Genomic DNA, 17,932 nt, shown 5'->3' with positions numbered 1-17,932 from the left:
GTTATATTGTCCGCATCAAATGCAATAACTTTAGTAAAATGAACCATTTTTACATTCATTTTTGTAGAATAACCATGTGGAGTATCTTGTTCAACAAAATTGGCCACGGTTTTTGAGTTTTCCCAATACAGTCGTTCAGACTCATTGGGTGTCAGCCCACCATTATATTGGTGTGGCCAGAGTTGGCTGTAGTAGCTATATGCTCTCTTGCTTCGCTAAAACTCCGATAATCCGACACTCAAACGCTTACAGCAATGGCTAAGCCTCGCTACAAGACAACCAACTGGAAATACTATAACCAAGCTTTAATTAATCACGGCTCACTGACATTTGGGATTGATGAAAAAAACGTTCAGCTATGGAGGCTAATCAAACAGAGAAACCGCGGAAGATCTCGCTTGTTTAGTGACTTAGCCGTTACGACGGCTCTTATGGTTAAACGTGTGTTTTCAATGCCGTTGAGAGATCGTCAAGGGGTGATTCTCTCTATTTTTAAGCTCACTCAACTGCCATTGTCATGCCCCCATTATTCATGCATTAGCAAGCGAGCTAAAACAGATAACGTCGCGTTCAAGACAAAAGCCAAAGGAACAATCCAGCATTTAGCTTTTCCCATCGTTTATCAGTTAGCATTGTCCTTGGCATGGTGAACTCAGTTGTGATTTGCTTTTGGTGAAATAATTATAACCTTCACCATGCCGTTCAAAGAATCATCACGAAAGATCAATATTCCCTAGATTCAAACTATGTTGACTTGTATACCCCCTCTATAGCTAAGCACTCTATAAAGGATTTAAGTGAAAGGCGTTTCCGCTTACTAATAGGAGACTCCTTTCAACCTTATGTTACCAACCATGAGCACAAGTACTACGATTCCCATGCTACTGTTCGCTACTCAGTATTAGCGTTAACAAGGAATGGGTGCCGCCAACCATGCTTAGCAATGGTCTATCCAACATATAAGATCAAAAAAGCGAGCACTAAGCTCGCTTTTAACTATCTGTTTTTGAAATAAATTACAGCAACTCAACCGACTGCTGGGCGATCACGAATTCTTCGTTGGTTGGGTTTCTATTAGTATCGCACCTACTAACAGGGATTTGGACAGAAATGAGTTACTGCATTTGCTAATTTAGTAACAAATGAATTAGCCCAAGTATTGCAGTTTACCAATCATGGCACATTTGGGTGAACAGCTAACTTCTGTGCTGCTGACCAAAGTCGTTAATCCAATACATTGAAATTAAAAGCCACTACAAATGTAATGGCTTAGAAGTTAACAGGTAAGGTTACAAATCACCTTTGGTGCTAACCCTGTTCGGTTAGCACCCGTTTGGCATTTGCGATAGCTTCGATATGATATCGTCCAACTGATTATCGACAGACTTAGATTTACTCAGGCTTTCCTTGAGAGATGACTCTGAATCCCTAAGCTCAGCTTTTTCTACCAAAGGCTTTGAAATCCGTTCCATTGACCGTAGAGTGTCCTTATAGCCCTGCTCTATCCATGAGTCGATATTCTTTGGCTGGAAGCCAAGGAGGTCTTTTGCGCCACCAAACAGACCATCATTACGATTAATGGTTTCGTTTGGTCGCAGCTCAATGATCGTCGTGTCACCAAAGTTATACCTCGACCACAAGCTTCCGTCTGCCAGATGAGACACAATAACCACATCACAGCCAGCATCAATTAGTGGCTGAACAGGGGTATTTCCCTGATTGCGTGTCCATCCGCCGATACCCCCGTCCACATACTCTTCACCACCAATCATTTTGGGTTTAAAAAGAAGAGGTAAAGCAGCGGAGGCCAGCAGCGCTTCTTTCTGTTCTTCATCTGACAGGCCCTGGATATGGATATATTCTGAATCCTTACTCTCGGCAATGCCCAGTTCGGAGGTCACGCACTGTAGAAGATCCGTTAAAGCACCGTCACTCTTAAAGACTGAAGCGTATAACGGTAAGCCCGTCCTTAGCCTTTCAACATCAAGGCTATCGGCCATGATCTTTGTTAACGGCGCATCATCCAGTAGGCTTTCAGCAACCTTTAATGGCATTGGGATGTACTTTGCCCAGATTGGTTTCAAGTAAGGTGAATCGAGTAATTTCAATAGCCTTCCTGCATTCAACTGTAGGCCAGATGCAAGCAATAATTGAAGGTAAACAGCCTTATTGATTTTCAACGGGTTGTCTTGCGCTAGGTTACTCCATAGGGTATCCAGCTTCTGGTAAGCGCTCTTGACCGAAGCCTCACTGGCAACAATGGCACCGTTTAGAGCACCGATACTTGCCCCAGCAACCATATCTATTTCGATACCTTCCTTTGCCAATGCTTTAAGCACACCTACCTGATAAGCACCCAATGCGCCACCACCAGATAGAACTAGACCAACTTTCATGCGCCCTCCTGCCCAAAAACTTCTTCAGTTAAATAGTTGCCTAACTTGGTGGCCGAAATGATCCTTGGCATATACAAGGGGGCTTTCTCCCACTCCTGTGTAACAAAATACGTTGCAGGGTGTTTGTGTTCTAGGCACCAATCACCTAGAAACTCGACAGCTTCTTGCGTTTTTTTTGCGCTATGTTCGATCCATGTTTGAGAATCAATGCGCTCTTTGACCATTGATCCACTATCGGCCGCCAATTGCTCAATCACCTTGTTTCTCAACAGTTCAAGGTAGTTGCTGCGTTCTTTGTCGTTAGCACTTCGAATGAAGTCACCAAAGCTTCCCCAGCGAAGTTCTTCGAGAGCAATGTAGCATCGAGTCGCAATAGGGAAGTCATGCCAATAACCTGTTCTCCACCGTGAGAATACCAAGTCCAATTGAGTGTTCGCTTTAACCTCCAGTTTTAGGTTAGCGATATCATTCTCAAGGACAGCCAGCCTATCAGAAGTAACGGCAGCCAGTGCCTCTAGCTTGGAGCGGGTTTCCATGTAATCACCAGCAAGGTGAGTCAAGTGCTCTGTTAACTTATCAACTCGCTGGTTAACCTGCTGGATAGCCAGATTGCTGTAAGCTATAGAATCTGTAAGCTCTGTGAGCCAGGACAAGGTTGATTCCAATCCTTCAGTTAAGGATTTGTTGATCTCGCCCTGACGTGCTTGATTTTTACCTGTAAGGCCGTTTAACAGTCGTGATGAAATGCTCTGTGAATCAAAGTTCTTCTGGTGGTCACGACTTACGTCCAAACCGTTCACCAGATCAACGATAGCTTTATCCTTGATGCAATCTATTTTATCAAACCACGAATTATCATTTTCTCGCATATGTTGGTCCATCATTTACCTCTAAATCAAGCTCATGAACTTGATCAGAAATTATTTCATTACGTTCCAAGTAATCACGCAATTGCTCAATCAACCGCGCCTTCTCTTGTGTGCTTAACGACTGATTCTGAATCGACACCTGAATGTTGGAAACAACTGAATCCAAGATTGTTCCGAAATCATCAAAGAAGGCATTAACCTCATGATCAACAGGTTCTTGTATCGACTTCTTGATAGTGTGGTCTATCGCCTTCATAAACGAAGTCACTTGCGCACGGGTCTTTTGGTGGATCTTGGTAAGATCAATTTGGTAATACTCAACACTAACCTCATAGGATTCCCAACCCCAGTCATCCGTATTGAAAAAACTACAAACTTTGCCCCAGGCACCACTTTGTCGGCGGTGTCGCCTTTCAGAGCGAGATTTCTCTTCTAAGGCCGAGTCAAACATTGTTTGAACATCAAGAGAAAGTGAACGCTTACTGAAACTAGGCAGGTTCAGTGAAACGGTAAACCCTGCTTCTTTCAACTCACTTTCAATGCTGGCTTGAATAGGCTTTATGGACTCTTTGATGGCTTCGTTCAGTGCAGATTCAAGCTCAACAAAACAACGAGAGAAAATGTTCTCTAACTGCCCCTGACCATCTTTAAGGATGGCATTCGTAGAGGCTTCAATCTTTTTCAATAATGTCTTTGCGGAATTCCGATCAGGGAACTCAATCACCGTCTCATTAGGATTAAAGTCTTGCTGCCCTGTCTCAGCGACTTGGTGTTCCCAAGTTGTAAGTGCACTGATAACGTTCGAGAAGAGAGCGGGCAACCCAGGATTCTTCTCTTGAGGCTTTTTTGATTTGGCCTTGCCATGCCTTTGACGCTGCTGGTCCAGCTCCTGCTGCTTGCCTTCTTTGAAGTACTTGGTCACTTGGGTATCAATGCAATTCTGAATCTGAGTTGCAGAGTTCTTCGTTGCTTTAATGACTTCAACGATGGTGTTATTCGCATGAACTTTGATAGCCTTCTCGGCTTCATCAAGCTTTTCAATATCGGCTTGCAGGGCAGTCACGCTATTCTCAAGTGTGCTCAACTCTTTGCTTGCACCCTGACTCATAAACTCAAGCTCACGCTTGAAAGTCTGTGACAAGATCTTTGTCTTCTCTACAGCACTTTTAATAGAGAACTTGGCTGAATTCGTGTGTGCTGAATGCAGAACGTTTTTGATAGGGGATGAAAACTTCGAATCCTCCCATATCTCCAAAATTAGTTGGTTAACCTTATCAGCATCATCAATTGAATGCTTCCAACGTTTTCCGAAGGCTTCCTCACCAAAATCTTCGACCCACGGTGTAAAATTGTAATCTGGCAATTTACCGCAGGCGTTCATATGGCGCTTGGCAATATTAGCAAGATACGCTTGGTTAGCTGAGATTGGGAAAACCGCGTCATCGTTAACACGGCCCTTCATCAACTGATCAACAATAAGCCTTTTGATCTCCTCTGGGGAGTCACCGTTACGCTTTTTGCCATCAATCTTATTGATAAACACGTAAAGGGGTAACTCTGTCGGAAGCTTTGAGACGAGTTCACGAACTTCACCATCAGCTTCAGAACCAATTTGAGTATAATCGACTACCGAAATGACAGCAGAGGCTTTGGATAGTTGCTCTTTGAGCATTGATGCTAAGTGTGGTTGGCCGCTTTCATTCGGCCCAGGCGTGTCGAGAATACTGATTTGGCCTTTAGATTCTTCAAGCCCTGCTAGATGCGTGAATTCAACTTCAATAAGCGGAACCTGATCAACATTCCCATACTCTTCAAACGGGAAGCGTGAACCCATTGCGCCTGAGAGGCGAACTAGGTCATTCAGCGATGAGAGATATTCAAAAATGGCTTCTTCACCTTCGTAAATATCTTTATTAAAGCTCGTACCATTTTTAATTTCGACGATGAGTGCTTGAATTTCTTTGTAGCCTGCTACATCACCAGTAGGCTCTTCACCAGACTGGAACTTTTGTGCCAACTCAATACACAGGTTGGTAATTGGCTCTTGGTTTTGTGGGCGCAAAACAGGTTTGAGTAGACCTTTCGTGTGTCGGATCAGGGTAGGTAGGGCCGTCATGGGGCGGTTACGATAAGGTAGGACTTCTGTTCCCGCAATGGCGTTAATGGTAGTTGATTTTCCTGCCTTCATGGTACCGACAACAGCGATAACCATTTCATTGTTAGCGAGCTTGTTTTGTTCATTTTTCAAAATCGTTACATTGTTAGCCAGTTCCTTTTTGAATGCACTGTCATTTGGTAAAGGAATGCTATCCTCGATTCGACAGTTTAAATCCAAAGAAGCATCAACAAGCCGTAATGCTTCATCCGTTATTAGCTCAATTTTTTGTTCACTCATCGCAAATACTCTAATGTAGTAGCTGACTTTCTAAGTTATTGTTCTATATGACGCATATCAACATAACAACCTAGAATTTAAAAGCAGATTTTTCAAAAAAATATTAATGAGCACCTTTTCTAACGGGGATTGGTTTGCGAATTTCAGAGAGAAAATGAGTTTCCCCAGCCTGAAGGGCTGATATGAGGAAATATTGGGCAATTTTCAGGTTAGATTGAATACCACTTTGTTGCGCAAACTCGAAAAGGGGCAGAAACGAGTTAGGTTCATTGCTCTAACTCGTCAAACTACAATTAGTAAAAGTAAGTAAAAACAACAAAGGCAAAAGACAAGACCTGACCCTATCTAGAACCTCTATACCCATTCATTGTGACTTTTTGGTCATTGCTGTTTATCTACTAGACACCATCGTACTCACTTTAAAACTGCTCACGGGTGTCATTCTCAAACGTCTCTCCGTTGGATAATTAGCCTTAATGTATGTTGAAACTGTTTTTTCTCTCCAAGGCTGTGGTAGATGAGTCTGGGAAAAAAGATCGCCTATTATCTCGAAATAGTTCTCCATGCTCTTATTTTTACTTTCATTAAACTTTTTTGCTTCAGCTTGCATATGAGCAAACTGTGTATTTAGGTCACCATCATGATACCCTAAGCAACTGGCTGCACGCTCTAACACATAGCGCATTGCCTGTGGACTGTACCCAGCTTTGACCATAATATCCACAGCAACAACGTCAGCGGTTACTTCATTCGGAATCATCAAGTGATTGGTCATAAGGTGTCCTTGTGTATAATCATCCATAAAGGTATCCGCCACTTCTGCCCAAGCGGTTGTGTTAAGGTAAACGTAGATATCTCTCGCTGCTCTATTAGTCTCGCGAGTCTTTTTTGAGCGAATTAGATTGATCTGCTGATTGTGAAGTAGAACATGATGCACCATTTCATGGGCGATGATAAAAACGATTTCATCAATATAATGAGACTCAGAAAATACTCCTGAAGTTAATACAATTTTGTTATTTCTAACCAATGCACCGTATATTTCCGATTCAGTAATTTCATATTGAACAGCAAGATCACATCCAAACACGCCATTAATACGGTGAGCAATATGTCTCACAATTTCTTCATTTTTTTCACTGTTAGAATTATTAACTACTTTGACGTCATTGCCTGAAAACTTTTCACATACATGGGCAATGTTCAAGGTGTCAAACGGAACCGTTTTATATTTAATGGCTGGTAACTCAATGTTCTCAACGTTGCCGCTTTCCATATAAGCTTCTCGGTCAAAATCAAAGTCTTTTATCTCATCAAGGTTCGCTATATTGTCCTTATGTTTTTCGTCGATATAGTCTTCAAACGCTAAATTATCGCTATTAGTAGTACAACCCAGGATAAAAATAACAACAAGAGCGAGGAGTTTATTTTGCATCGCATTTATCCATCATTCCATGAGTAGCATAGGTGTTTTTATCCGCCCTTGAGTTAAACTCTTTGTCTACACAAGGTTCGCTAACCGTTGCTCTCGCACTGAGTTTTAAATCCATCTGATGGATGTACTTTATTTGTCCATTAATATTTAACTTAACCATCCCCTCCTCCGTGAAATCTAACACTTTAATTGTCACTTTTTTCGGGTCTGGCAGTCTGGACACCTTAACGTAGTCACAGGTATCCATATCTGTTGCGCTTGTACAAACTTCAACCTCTCCAGAGTTAAACTGAATAACCGTATTATCCACTGCATAAGTTGGATAGGAAAAAAATAAAAAAATCATCAAGTAGAATAGTCTCATTTTTTCACCATTAATTTATCTCTTAAAATCAAAAATTCATTTACCAGTATTGATGCTTTACGCCTTGAATTTATTAATACCCATTGGTAAATATAAATAATCACTGGTTTAATTAGCATACTTGCACTAATTATTAATATGCTTATTAGAGCTATCCAGTTCGCTGGCCCTGCTGTGTATTGAAAGACAATAATCGAAAATACAACACTGATAATCACAACAAGAAATAATCCTGAAGAGGTCAGTAACTTTTTCATTTCATCGTCGCTATAAAGTACATAAGATTTTTTTAAATAGAGAGAAAAACCAATAACCACAGCATAAAGTAATATTTGAATCAAATCGTAATACGAGAAATTGCAATCCCCTACAATTGGGCATTCACCAATAACATTAGGCGATCGCCAGTACTTGGTATCCATAGATACTAAGTTTACAAATGCCATGGCGTGATAGAACACACCAGGTAACTGGTTATGAACGGGGGACACAACTAAATCTGAAGACCCCAGTAAGTCATAGCCGATAAACACCGCTCTGTTTTCTATCACTTTCCGCAAGTCTTGATTGCCCGTGGCATTTGGAGCTAAAAAATCGTCTGCACTCAGGGTTAAAATCGGCGGACACTTCACTCGATGTTCATCCATCTCTTTTTTGTTTTGAAAGCCATAGGTAACGTGTCTTCTAAATGCTTGGTACATACTACGCTGCTGAAACTCACACCCATCGGCTACATTCAAAAATGCCATTTGCTCGTTACTATTTTTATTGTTCCATCGAACCACCATTGATTCATCATAATTTTCTGAGCTTTGGAACAATTGACAGTTCGCACTTTCGCAATACCGTTCGTACATTAGCAAAGCGGTTGTTTTATGATTTTGCCCATCAAGGCTGATCATTAGTGGATAGCGGTTTGAAGGGCCGCGCCATGATACAGGCACTAGAGTGGTATTTTGGCTCAGCTTATATCTGATGTTCTCTTTGTCATTCAGTCGCCACTCTTTATCAAACTCTAAATCTTGTGCTAGATAAATGGGGTGACGTTCACTCGACTTTTTTAAATGCTTTAGCCAGTAATCTAACTCTTTTGAATGCTGGTAATTTTGGAGAATGTCGATAAAGACAGAGTTGGGATTGTGGCTACTTATCGATCTTAGAATCCTTGACAGGCTTCTATAATCTACTGGGTAGTTAAGGTGATATTTTTCTAGAGTATACTCATCGATTAACACCACTACAGCCGATTCTAAATTAGCATCAAACGTAGATGCCGTCGTGTCGAGATACAACATTTCACTCTGTTCTTGACTGGTATTTTTAAGACCCAATGGGTTAAACAGGATAAAAAATGCAATTGCTAGCGCTTTTAAACCCGATACTAGAATCAGCTTAACTTTATGTTTACCTATAATTTGCATTTGTTCCCTAAACACAAAAATTGACTAAATATAAGTTACCATCAACACATCAACCAGACCAATTACATTGTATTAATGTAGATCTAACTCAACATAATAATTCTTACTATGTAGTGGTCTACAAATTCTAGACACTGATTTAAGCCAAATTTCGGCATGAACTGTGGCCGTTGCCTATTGTAGTAGTCCATCAAGTAATAGCTAATGTCTTTCTTTGCTAACCCACAGCTTGTATCAGTAGGGATACTGCGATTCTTCAATAAAGGTAATAAAGAGTATTAAGGGCATCTGCCCTGCTAGCTATAGATTTTGTAAGGTGTGTTACCGCGAGCTTAACATCCTCACTAGAAAATTCGCCATTGCGGCGTTTTTCAAGGTAGTTGTCATCATTCGCTTAGTTATTAACCTGTCTATCTCCAGAGTAGCATTACCTTCAAGCGCTGCGATGATTTTACTCATGACTACCCCTCTAATTGTCTTGGCTTAAGAGTGTTATAAAAACTCTGATGTGTCGCATATACCAAACTCCATATACGGGGTTAGGTCCTGCCTCTTGCTATCGATTACTTTTTGTATCTCAAAACTAGTAAATTATCTGAAATAACAGTTCAAGCCGTGGCCCATTTTGGGGCAAAAACAAGTCAACACGAACCTTGCAGACTTAAGGGCACAAAATGAACTACAGAAGTCAATAGAGCGAGTAATGGAGGTACCGTCATGCGCTGCTTTGCGATGGTCTATCCAACATATGATAACAAAAAATCGAGCACAAAGCTCGCTTCTATCTATTTGATTTTAAATGAAATCAAAGCAACTCAACCGACTGCTGGGCAATCACAAATTCTTCTCTGGTTGGATTTCCATTAGTATTGCACATACTAATAGGGATATGTAAATAAACAAGCCAAAACTAACCTCGCTAGCTTGGGGTTACAAAAATGGATTGCAGAAGTCATTGTTATTGGTAATGATTGTGTCGCCATGCGCGTACTTAACGATGATCTATCCGACACAAAAAAATCGAGCACCGTGCACGAATTCAACCATATGTTTTTAAAATAAATTCACAGTTCAACCGAACACATAGAAATCCCCCCTACTGGATGAGCGTCAAATAGTATTGCAACAACAAAAAAGACAACGGTAAAACTCTACTAAAACATTTCAGCCTACTTGAGTTATTGGTATCTCCAAAAGAGCCGTACAAACGACTATTAGTACGATAATATGATATCTGAGTAATTGCCGTTCTAACCGAGAGTCAAAGCAGCCAATGCCTTCATTAATAGCACATATCAACAACACAAAAATTGGCCATCTAACCAAGACTACCGATGGCTCAATGCAATTTTGCTATGACGATAATTGGTTAGATAAACCGAATGCCTACCCGATTTCGCTATCTCTTCCACTTCAAAGCCAGCCACACAAAGGTGACCCTGTAGCAAATTATTTTGATAATCTGTTACCCGACCTAACTTCAACACGCAAGAACATACAGCGTCGCTATAGCACCGACTCAACAAATACCTTCGACTTATTGCACGCAACTGGTCGAGACTGCGTAGGCTCATTATCATTAGTTCCTGAAACTGAAATTAAGGATAGTGTTGCTCTAACCAAATTGGAGCCACTTTCAGTTGATGATTTGCGCAGTATCATTACTGCTCATAAGCAGCAAAACCCACTTGGCATGATCAATAAGCATGACTTCCGCATCACAATATCAGGGGCGCAAGAGAAAACCGCGCTACTTAAGGTTAAAAATGATTGGTTTTTACCCAATTTGGATTCTCCAAGTACTCATATTCTCAAATTTCCGATTGGAGTTATTCAGCAACCATTCACTACACTAAACATGACTGAGAGCGTTGAAAATGAGTATCTCTGTATCAAACTAGCAGAAGCAATGGGGTTCAAAGTACCTAACGTAGAGATATTAGACTTTGATAATGTGAAATCTTTAGTTGTTGAACGGTTTGATCGAGCATGGTCTAGAAGTACAGGTTCGCTTATAAGATTAGCTCAAGAAGATATGTGCCAGGCATTATCTGTACCCACCCACTTGAAATATCAAGCTGACGGAGGCATTGGTATTGCAGAAATAATGGAGCTATTGAACGGCTCAACAAACGCAGAGAAAGACCGTGATGACTTCATGCGCTTCCAAGTTTTTCAGTGGTTGATAGGCGCAACCGACGGTCATTCAAAAAACTTTTCAATTTTTATTGAGACCAATGGTGCTTATAGACTAACACCTTTCTACGACATCATGTCAGCCTATCCCGCATCAAATGGCAAAGGTATAAACACGCGTAAACTAAAGTTAGCTATGTCTCTCAAATCCACTTCAAGCGGCAATAAGTGGCATCTTGAAAAGGTATATCCCCGTCACTTTATTGCAACAGCAGAAACCGTTGGTTTCTGCACAATTCGAATGCAAGAGATACTTGACGAGTTTGTTGAGTCCTTTCCGAATGCTATTGAACAAGTAGTTAACCACCTACCCTACGGCTTTCCTGCTCAAATCATAGATTCCATTGTCAGCAACTCGCTTAGAATTCTTGGCAAAATAAAGCTCTAGCCGATCAGTTTGTAAAAAATTTTGGACAGTAATGACTATAGGTCGAAAGGTACATATGGTGTGATCGAGTTATCTCACACTTGTCGCGGATATACCGACATCGTTAACGACACTATTCTCTATGACAAACTTTGAGAATCGCCACGGAGTCTGCGGCAATTCGAGATGAGAAACAAATACTCGTATGTGATTGACTGAGCGGATAAGGTAAGTTTTCTGGAACTCTCCGTCGAGATCAATTTTGTAATCACCGACGATCTCCGCCAGATCCTGCTTAAGTTCAGACCTTACGATTAATAGTTATAAATTCGCTCTCATACTGGGTTTCTGATGCATCATTAGCGTCATTTTCCGAAACATAATCCTTGAATGAATAATGTGCCGCTACCATTAAGGTGCCTGTATAGGTCAAGTGATAGGCTTATGCCAATAAAAATATAATTACCTGATCACATAACCTGATTGCTGGACTCACTTTTTGACATAAATAAGCTAGAGGTTTTGTTATAGCTCGGATAGTTTGGATTAGGAATAGTATCAGTAAAGTGACAAGGCAAACGCAAGACCTGCTCCGCTCATTGTTAGTGATATGCGCCACTACATATTGGGATGCCACAATCTAAGTATTGCCTCATAGCCCGCAAAAATATTAGCACCTTAATTTGAATGTAACTCCAAAAGTTACTCAACATTTTCAACTAAATACCGTTGTTATGTTTTGTCCTCCTCACAAAAGTCAGTACTAGAGAATGTTAGAATGCGCATAGTGCTTTATGGCATATAAATGTATTGGAGTAATTTGTGAGGAATGTATGTACTTAGATGAGTTGCGAGTAAAAGGCTTTCGTTGTTTTGATGAAGAGTTCAAAATTACTTTCTCGCCTGGTTTGAATGTTATCGTAGGTGAAAATGGTGCAGGCAAAACCGCTATAATTAGTGCAATTCGGCAATTGTTCCAGGACTCAGAGTCTGGGCGATATAGTATTAGCCAGGATGACTTTTATTCTGCATTCACCCAAGGCTCTCCAATAGCTCCATCATTCTCAATCAAAGCTCATTTCAAAGGTTTAGACTCAGATGAAAAAGTTGCATTGCTACCTTGGAGTGGTGGTACAGACACTGCTGTCCTAAACCTACAAGCAGAGAATAGAGAAGTCAGAGGAAGATACAAAAAACTAGTTTGGGGAGGCTCCTCTCGAAGCACACAATTCGATCCTGAGTTACTCGACTTAATTCAATGCATTTACTTGCCACCATTGAGAGATGCTGAATCTAAACTCACCAATGGTAGGCAATCACGCTTATCTAAATTACTCAAGGCAATTAACCGCAAAGAATTAAAAGAATGTAGAAAAAACAATACTCCTCACCCTTTAGAGGAACAATTTAAAAACTTTAACGATACTCTGGTTACAGATGAAAGCTTGAGCATTAAAGGAGCAAACAAACTTATTACTGAACACTTAGTCAACGCAATAGGTCATCATTTTGGACAGAAAACTCGAATTCAGTTTGCTGAAAGCGACTTTACCAAAATAGCCGAAAGTTTGACGCTCCTATTTTTCCCTGACATGACAGCGGATGACCAAGATTTATTCCGAAGCTTAAGTCAAAATAGCCTTGGATATAACAACCTACTATACATAGCTTCAATCCTCGCAGAGCTAACCCTTAATGACGATGATGGAGAAGACGAACAACCCCTGTTTAAATTATTGCTAATTGAAGAGCCAGAAGCTCACTTACACCCTCAATTGCAGATTAGGCTTCTAAATTATCTAAAGTCAGTTGCAGATAAAAATAACAATGTTCAAGTCATAGTCACCAGTCACTCAACCGTCTTGGCTTCTTCTGTGGAAATCGACTCAATAATCCACCTATCTAAATCTAGTTCGCCAACAGCCACACCGTTGCGTTCATGCGGACTTCCTGACGGAAGTATACAGTTTATCAACCGATGGTTGGATGTAACAAAGTCAAACTTGTTGTTCGCAAGCGGTCTCATTCTTGTTGAGGGAATTGCAGAACAAATGTTGTTTCCCATTCTGGCGAAGGAGGTTCTAAAAGAGCAAAGTGACGGGAAAAGGAATTTAGAAGATCTGGGAGTTTCGACCATCAACCTTAATGGCATTTATTTTAAGCACTTCATAAGACTATATTGCAATTTAACTGACCTCGAAGATGAAGAAGATCAAGAAGGTCTAAATATACCAGTTCGCTGTGCTGGCGTTACAGATCTAGACCCTCCAAAGAAACAAACTATCCAAGTCGCTAGCGAAGAAAATGAAGATGAAACCATTGATAAAGAAGTCGACTTTATTCCACACGATTCACATCTACTTGAAGGCATGAACCATGCAATTAAATTAGTTAATTCAATCAACTCATCTGAAAACGCTCGCCTGTTTGTCAGTAAGTATAAGACGCTAGAATACGATTTGGCTATGGAAGGTAATAACGTAGCTCTAATGGCTGAGGTTGTCGCTTCACTTTGGCCAAAACCTAAAACAGGGAATAGCACTGTAATAGATACACTCAATCAGATTGCTGGCCAAGAATGGACAACGAAAACGTCTGAGGAAAAATCCGTATCTGCCCACGAAATTCTGAAGCGCATTGATGATGATAAGGTTGGCAAAGGTCTTTTTGCTCAAGTTTTCACCGATAAAATTGAAAAAGAAAAACTAAGCATTAGCGTTCCTAAATACATTGAAGATGCCATTCTGTGGGCTTGTTCTCTGGAGAAAACAGAGGAACAAGAGTAATGTTCGAGTTCACTGAAGAGCAACAGGCTTATATCGAATCAGATATTAATAGACACGTCTTTTTAGAAGCTTGCCCTGGTAGCGGAAAGACTGAAGTAGTAGCAGCAAAAGTCGCTACAGAAGCCAAAAGATGGCGTAAGTATCCAGGAGGTATGGCTGTATTATCTTTTGCAAATAGTGCAACTGACGAATTAAAAAATAGAGTTACGAAATATTTGCCAATTGGACGCAGTCTCTTTCCTCACTTTTTGGGGACGTTCGATAGTTTTATCTACAAGAATATTGTTAATCCTTTAGCAACTCAGTTGACTGGATTTAGTGGGCAAGCTGGCGATTGTACAATACGCATCATTGAAGGAACTTCAACTTTAGGTTTTAGAACAAGGTGGGGCATAGCTCGTCGCGGCAATATACATGCACATCACTATTCTATGGACTTGAAAAATGGTGGATATATCTTCGATACTGGGGATTCAATCAAAGATCGAGAACTAAATGCAGTTATCCTTGAAAGCTGGCAAGAAAGAGACCTAAAAGAAACCAAAAATCGAATGCTTGCTGCTGGCTACGCAACTTATAGAGACATTGAGTATTTAGCACTGAAAGCACTTACCGAAGAGAAATTTGAAAAATTTGTTCAACTATTCGCAAAAAAATATCCGTTAATAATTGTGGATGAGTGCCAAGATCTTTCTTTTGAGCAGCTTATGATTCTCCAATGTCTCTCAGATGTTGGTATTAAACTGCATTTTGTTGGTGACCTTCACCAAGCTATATATGGATTTAGAGACGTTGCCCCCGAGGAGATCAGTAAATTTGTAGGAAACAACGATTTCGTTTCACTTGAGTTAACTAGCAATTTCCGAAGTTGTCAAAATATCATCAACCTATGTGAAAAACTAACAGGTCGTAGAGATATTATCGGGCAAGTTACGTGGTTAGAGCCAAAATGTTTCATTGCTCAGTATGATAGCTGCCCAACGGAATTGATTAGCACATTTGAAAAACTATGTAACGGTTATAAAAACAACACTATTATCTCTAGAGGGCACTCAATCCTACAAAAATTTCAAACTTCTGCTTCGAAGCTAAACAACGTCCAAAAGCTAGCATTAGCAATAAAGCTATTTGACCCCGATGACATGGATGCATTAGAAAAATCCATGACACTATTATCGGAGTTTATTCGCCACCATCTACAAGAGTGCATTAAACCAAACAGTTTCAATTGTCCACAAGGCATAGACTCTAACCTAGCATGGAGAAGGTTTTTATGTTCATCACTTAAGTATTTCACCAATAATAACCTAAAACAAATGACAGGTTCTTGGTCAAATTGGGTACGTAGTGCTAAGACATTAGTTCGAAACCTATCAAGTCAAAAGTTCATCATACAAGAGATTGCCCAAGTCATATCCCCACTAAATAATGTAAATTTGGCATCGCCCTCTGGTCAAGCAGGCAACCAAGTTGACACATTTTTAGGACAAACAACTAAAACAACAACATTGCACCGAAAGACTACAATTCATGGAGCGAAAGGCGAAACACACGATGTCACCATGCTAATTTCAACGGCACGCGCAGGTGGGCAGCCTGGTTCTCATTGGCGCAGTTGGATTGATAGTCAAAGCAGTGAGGCTGCTAGGTTCGCATATGTTGCCTCATCAAGGCCTAAACACTGTTTAATATGGGCTGTGAAAACTTTAAATGATGCTGATAAAACAAGATTAAAAGATATGGGATTTCACTTACTTTAGACATTTTACAAAGGTCAAACTCAAAAATTGAGCATATTTTACATTACCTATACTAATTTCAATATTGTTGGCCTGACTCATTTTGGGGCTAAGCCGAGTTTACCGAGAGCATAGATTTCTGTGATCATAGATTGCTATGAGCGGTTCTATCAAAGCTCAAACAAGGCCTAACCGCTTCTCAAAATTAGGGTTTTAGTCATGCTGATAAGCATGACAAATACAAAAGTAAAGCGACTAAATCAGTTTATAGTTAACAGCTTTATGAAAATGAGCAGTAACCTTCTGTGTAGTTTTTTCAAATTTCAAGCCGCAATACGGACAATGAATGATGTTAAAAGCAGTTTGCCACAGCAACTCTCCTACCTCATTAAGTTCATGACTTAATTCTAGATCCATTTCTGTTGCGGTTTCAGAGACAAACAAAAACCATTGTTCTTCAGTTGTGTAGTGATCTGTATAGTACACTTGAACTTCCTCAGGCATTTGTTCACATTGATGCTGCTTCGTCATAATATCTATCCCGATTCACATTAAAAGAAACAAAACATTTCACTTTCTTTGACTTGCTCTTTTCGTTTTGATTTGTAACGATTGCAACCATAGAGTCCAGGGACACGAGATTCTTTCTGTGTTTGGTTGCTTTGCGCTGATTGGAGTCTATCCGTTTTAATATGGTATTGACTCGACAACATACAGTTAGCCGATTTTTTATTGGAGAATGATGCGTTTGGTTTAATTCTATGCTGCTGCTGTTCTTCAACAGTTAAACTGTTCGCTTTAAGTAATGCTTCGCAATCTGAGATTAAATAATCATCAAAAGGATTTAAATCAACACTGGGGTTTAAACCATCATTTAAACGACTTTTAACAAGGTTTAGTTTTGGGTTTTTATATACATATTTACGACGATTCATTTTGGTAACCTTTAAATCAATAAGATGCTTAATGCCCTTTTAATAAACCACATTTAAAAACCATTGTAAATATAAAAACAAAAATATAAATCAAACAAAAATTTTTTAATCATTAAAAACTTCCACACTTTTTAAGTTTGGTTTAAAATTGGAGTATTGGCAATTGTACATCTAATAGGAATAAAACTAATGACATTGACTGAAAAACAAGAAGCAGCCATAGAAATATTTAATAGTCGCAATAATATCCGAGGCTTAGAACTATCTCTGGGAGAGTTAGAAGCAATCCGTGATAGAGTTAGCCACGTTATAGATGAGCTTAATACTGCGCAAGAAGTGAAGGCTGTTGAAGCAGCCATACACGCTTTACAAGTAATTGACTTTGAAATCCCTCACGAACTCGAAAAAAAGTATAAAATTTTAACAGGTTCAAAGTCTTCTACCGCAACGAAGCGAAAACCAGCACCACTTGTTAAATTTAAAGTAGGAGAAGATGTTTTTAAAGAAAGATCCCAAGGTAAAGCATCACGTGAACTGGCGGCAGCAATTGAAAGATACAATAGTGAAAATGGTACAAAACTGACTAAGAAAGACTTTAAAACCGATGAAATCGTTGAGGATGACAACCTTTAGTTTAAGAGTTTAAGTCTAAATATCATTAAGTATCACCATTCGTTTACTGGAGTTATGATCACGTACTCATCTATTGAAACTCTCGCTCAAAGAGCGAGTCTACCTACTGATGCATAGTACCTCGCAAGTGGCATATAGATTTAATGCTTAATTTTGAGTGTCCACTTCTCCATTTATTATTATATATACATTTGAGAATGTGGACACATAGGTCGATAGCCATTCAAAGGTTAACTTTTACTCAAAATGAACAACCAGCAAATTTAGCATGCTACCGCATGCATATTTCAATAATTCAATGACAATTAAGAGTTTATGTTTAGGAATACAGGCTCTCAGTGTCCACATCTACATTTCTCTATTATATATACAATACAGAAATGGACACATTGTTAT

The 17,932-nt window shown here is 39.8% G+C and carries 12 protein-coding genes and 1 pseudogene; 5 read left to right on the top strand and 8 right to left on the bottom strand.

What is annotated here, in order from left to right; genetic code table 11:
* Positions 1-254 precede the first annotated feature (254 nt).
* Positions 255-608: pseudogene (locus tag ACF8EG_RS23200) on the top strand (IS5/IS1182 family transposase); the annotation flags it as partial.
* A gap of 714 nt (positions 609-1,322) precedes the next feature.
* Here the strand turns inward: ACF8EG_RS23200 and ACF8EG_RS23195 are convergent.
* From ACF8EG_RS23195 to ACF8EG_RS23170, 6 genes are all read right to left on the bottom strand, one after another.
* Positions 1,323-2,396 (bottom strand): patatin-like phospholipase family protein, encoded by a 1,074-nt coding sequence (locus ACF8EG_RS23195; protein ID WP_025795737.1) that lies wholly within the window; start codon positions 2,394-2,396, stop codon positions 1,323-1,325.
* Entirely contained in the window at positions 2,393-3,265 is an 873-nt protein-coding gene (locus ACF8EG_RS23190) for a diguanylate cyclase regulator RdcB family protein (RefSeq protein WP_025795736.1), read from the bottom strand. The genes ACF8EG_RS23195 and ACF8EG_RS23190 overlap by 4 nt, the downstream gene beginning before the upstream one ends.
* Complete coding sequence (locus ACF8EG_RS23185; protein WP_025795734.1) at positions 3,252-5,660, bottom strand: dynamin family protein; 2,409 nt, start codon at positions 5,658-5,660, stop codon at positions 3,252-3,254. The genes ACF8EG_RS23190 and ACF8EG_RS23185 overlap by 14 nt, the downstream gene beginning before the upstream one ends.
* A gap of 391 nt (positions 5,661-6,051) precedes the next feature.
* Complete coding sequence (locus ACF8EG_RS23180) at positions 6,052-7,095, bottom strand: M48 family metalloprotease (protein WP_025795733.1); 1,044 nt, start codon at positions 7,093-7,095, stop codon at positions 6,052-6,054.
* Positions 7,085-7,459 carry a hypothetical protein gene (locus tag ACF8EG_RS23175; protein ID WP_025795731.1) on the bottom strand — a complete coding sequence of 125 codons (375 nt, stop codon included), beginning with the start codon at positions 7,457-7,459 and terminating at the stop codon, positions 7,085-7,087. Before ACF8EG_RS23175 ends, ACF8EG_RS23180 begins: the two co-directional genes overlap by 11 nt.
* Complete coding sequence (locus tag ACF8EG_RS23170; protein WP_025795730.1) at positions 7,456-8,880, bottom strand: CHASE2 domain-containing protein; 1,425 nt, start codon at positions 8,878-8,880, stop codon at positions 7,456-7,458. Before ACF8EG_RS23170 ends, ACF8EG_RS23175 begins: the two co-directional genes overlap by 4 nt.
* Before the next feature lie 1,273 nt (positions 8,881-10,153).
* On the opposite strand from ACF8EG_RS23170, the gene ACF8EG_RS23165 reads away from it, so the two are divergent.
* The 3 genes from ACF8EG_RS23165 to ACF8EG_RS23155 all read left to right on the top strand — a co-directional run bounded on the left by ACF8EG_RS23165 (position 10,154) and on the right by ACF8EG_RS23155 (position 15,989).
* The gene (locus ACF8EG_RS23165) at positions 10,154-11,464 is read left to right on the top strand and encodes a type II toxin-antitoxin system HipA family toxin (RefSeq protein WP_025795729.1); all 1,311 of its coding nucleotides are present in this window, start codon (positions 10,154-10,156) and stop codon (positions 11,462-11,464) included.
* Positions 11,465-12,276: 812 nt separating this feature from the next.
* Positions 12,277-14,229 (top strand): ATP-dependent endonuclease, encoded by a 1,953-nt coding sequence (locus tag ACF8EG_RS23160; RefSeq protein WP_025795728.1) that lies wholly within the window; start codon positions 12,277-12,279, stop codon positions 14,227-14,229.
* Positions 14,229-15,989: a UvrD-helicase domain-containing protein gene (locus ACF8EG_RS23155; protein ID WP_025795726.1), complete on the top strand. Its 1,761-nt coding sequence runs from the start codon at positions 14,229-14,231 to the stop codon at positions 15,987-15,989. Before ACF8EG_RS23160 ends, ACF8EG_RS23155 begins: the two co-directional genes overlap by 1 nt.
* A gap of 234 nt (positions 15,990-16,223) precedes the next feature.
* Here the strand turns inward: ACF8EG_RS23155 and ACF8EG_RS23150 are convergent, their stop codons facing one another.
* Positions 16,224-16,499, bottom strand: a complete 276-nt coding sequence (locus ACF8EG_RS23150) for a hypothetical protein (RefSeq protein ID WP_006071685.1) — start codon at positions 16,497-16,499, stop codon at positions 16,224-16,226.
* 20 nt (positions 16,500-16,519) lie between these two features.
* Entirely contained in the window at positions 16,520-16,903 is a 384-nt protein-coding gene (locus ACF8EG_RS23145; protein ID WP_025789568.1) for a hypothetical protein, read from the bottom strand.
* A gap of 189 nt (positions 16,904-17,092) precedes the next feature.
* Between ACF8EG_RS23145 and ACF8EG_RS23140 the strand changes: the two genes are divergently transcribed.
* Positions 17,093-17,536 carry a hypothetical protein gene (locus ACF8EG_RS23140; protein ID WP_025789569.1) on the top strand — a complete coding sequence of 148 codons (444 nt, stop codon included), beginning with the start codon at positions 17,093-17,095 and terminating at the stop codon, positions 17,534-17,536.
* Positions 17,537-17,932 lie beyond the last annotated feature (396 nt).

Origin of the sequence: Vibrio sp. YQ_11 (assembly GCF_043103065.1) — a bacterium.
GTDB classification, from domain to species: domain Bacteria; phylum Pseudomonadota; class Gammaproteobacteria; order Enterobacterales; family Vibrionaceae; genus Vibrio; species Vibrio parahaemolyticus.
Note: the sequence above shows the minus strand (reverse complement) of the source record. Positions and strands in the feature narration are given on the sequence as shown.

Excerpts from the sequence above, each read along its gene's own strand:
- ACF8EG_RS23195 (WP_025795737.1), bottom strand. The coding sequence starts at position 2,396 with ATGAAAGTTGGTCTAGTTCTATCTGGTGGTGGCGCATTGGGTGCTTAT.
- ACF8EG_RS23190 (WP_025795736.1), bottom strand. The coding sequence starts at position 3,265 with ATGCGAGAAAATGATAATTCGTGGTTTGATAAAATAGATTGCATCAAG.
- ACF8EG_RS23185 (WP_025795734.1), bottom strand. The coding sequence starts at position 5,660 with ATGAGTGAACAAAAAATTGAGCTAATAACGGATGAAGCATTACGGCTT.
- ACF8EG_RS23180 (WP_025795733.1), bottom strand. The coding sequence starts at position 7,095 with ATGCAAAATAAACTCCTCGCTCTTGTTGTTATTTTTATCCTGGGTTGT.
- ACF8EG_RS23175 (WP_025795731.1), bottom strand. The coding sequence starts at position 7,459 with ATGAGACTATTCTACTTGATGATTTTTTTATTTTTTTCCTATCCAACT.
- ACF8EG_RS23170 (WP_025795730.1), bottom strand. The coding sequence starts at position 8,880 with ATGCAAATTATAGGTAAACATAAAGTTAAGCTGATTCTAGTATCGGGT.
- ACF8EG_RS23165 (WP_025795729.1), top strand. The coding sequence starts at position 10,154 with ATGCCTTCATTAATAGCACATATCAACAACACAAAAATTGGCCATCTA.
- ACF8EG_RS23160 (WP_025795728.1), top strand. The coding sequence starts at position 12,277 with ATGTACTTAGATGAGTTGCGAGTAAAAGGCTTTCGTTGTTTTGATGAA.
- ACF8EG_RS23155 (WP_025795726.1), top strand. The coding sequence starts at position 14,229 with ATGTTCGAGTTCACTGAAGAGCAACAGGCTTATATCGAATCAGATATT.
- ACF8EG_RS23150 (WP_006071685.1), bottom strand. The coding sequence starts at position 16,499 with ATGACGAAGCAGCATCAATGTGAACAAATGCCTGAGGAAGTTCAAGTG.
- ACF8EG_RS23145 (WP_025789568.1), bottom strand. The coding sequence starts at position 16,903 with ATGAATCGTCGTAAATATGTATATAAAAACCCAAAACTAAACCTTGTT.
- ACF8EG_RS23140 (WP_025789569.1), top strand. The coding sequence starts at position 17,093 with ATGACATTGACTGAAAAACAAGAAGCAGCCATAGAAATATTTAATAGT.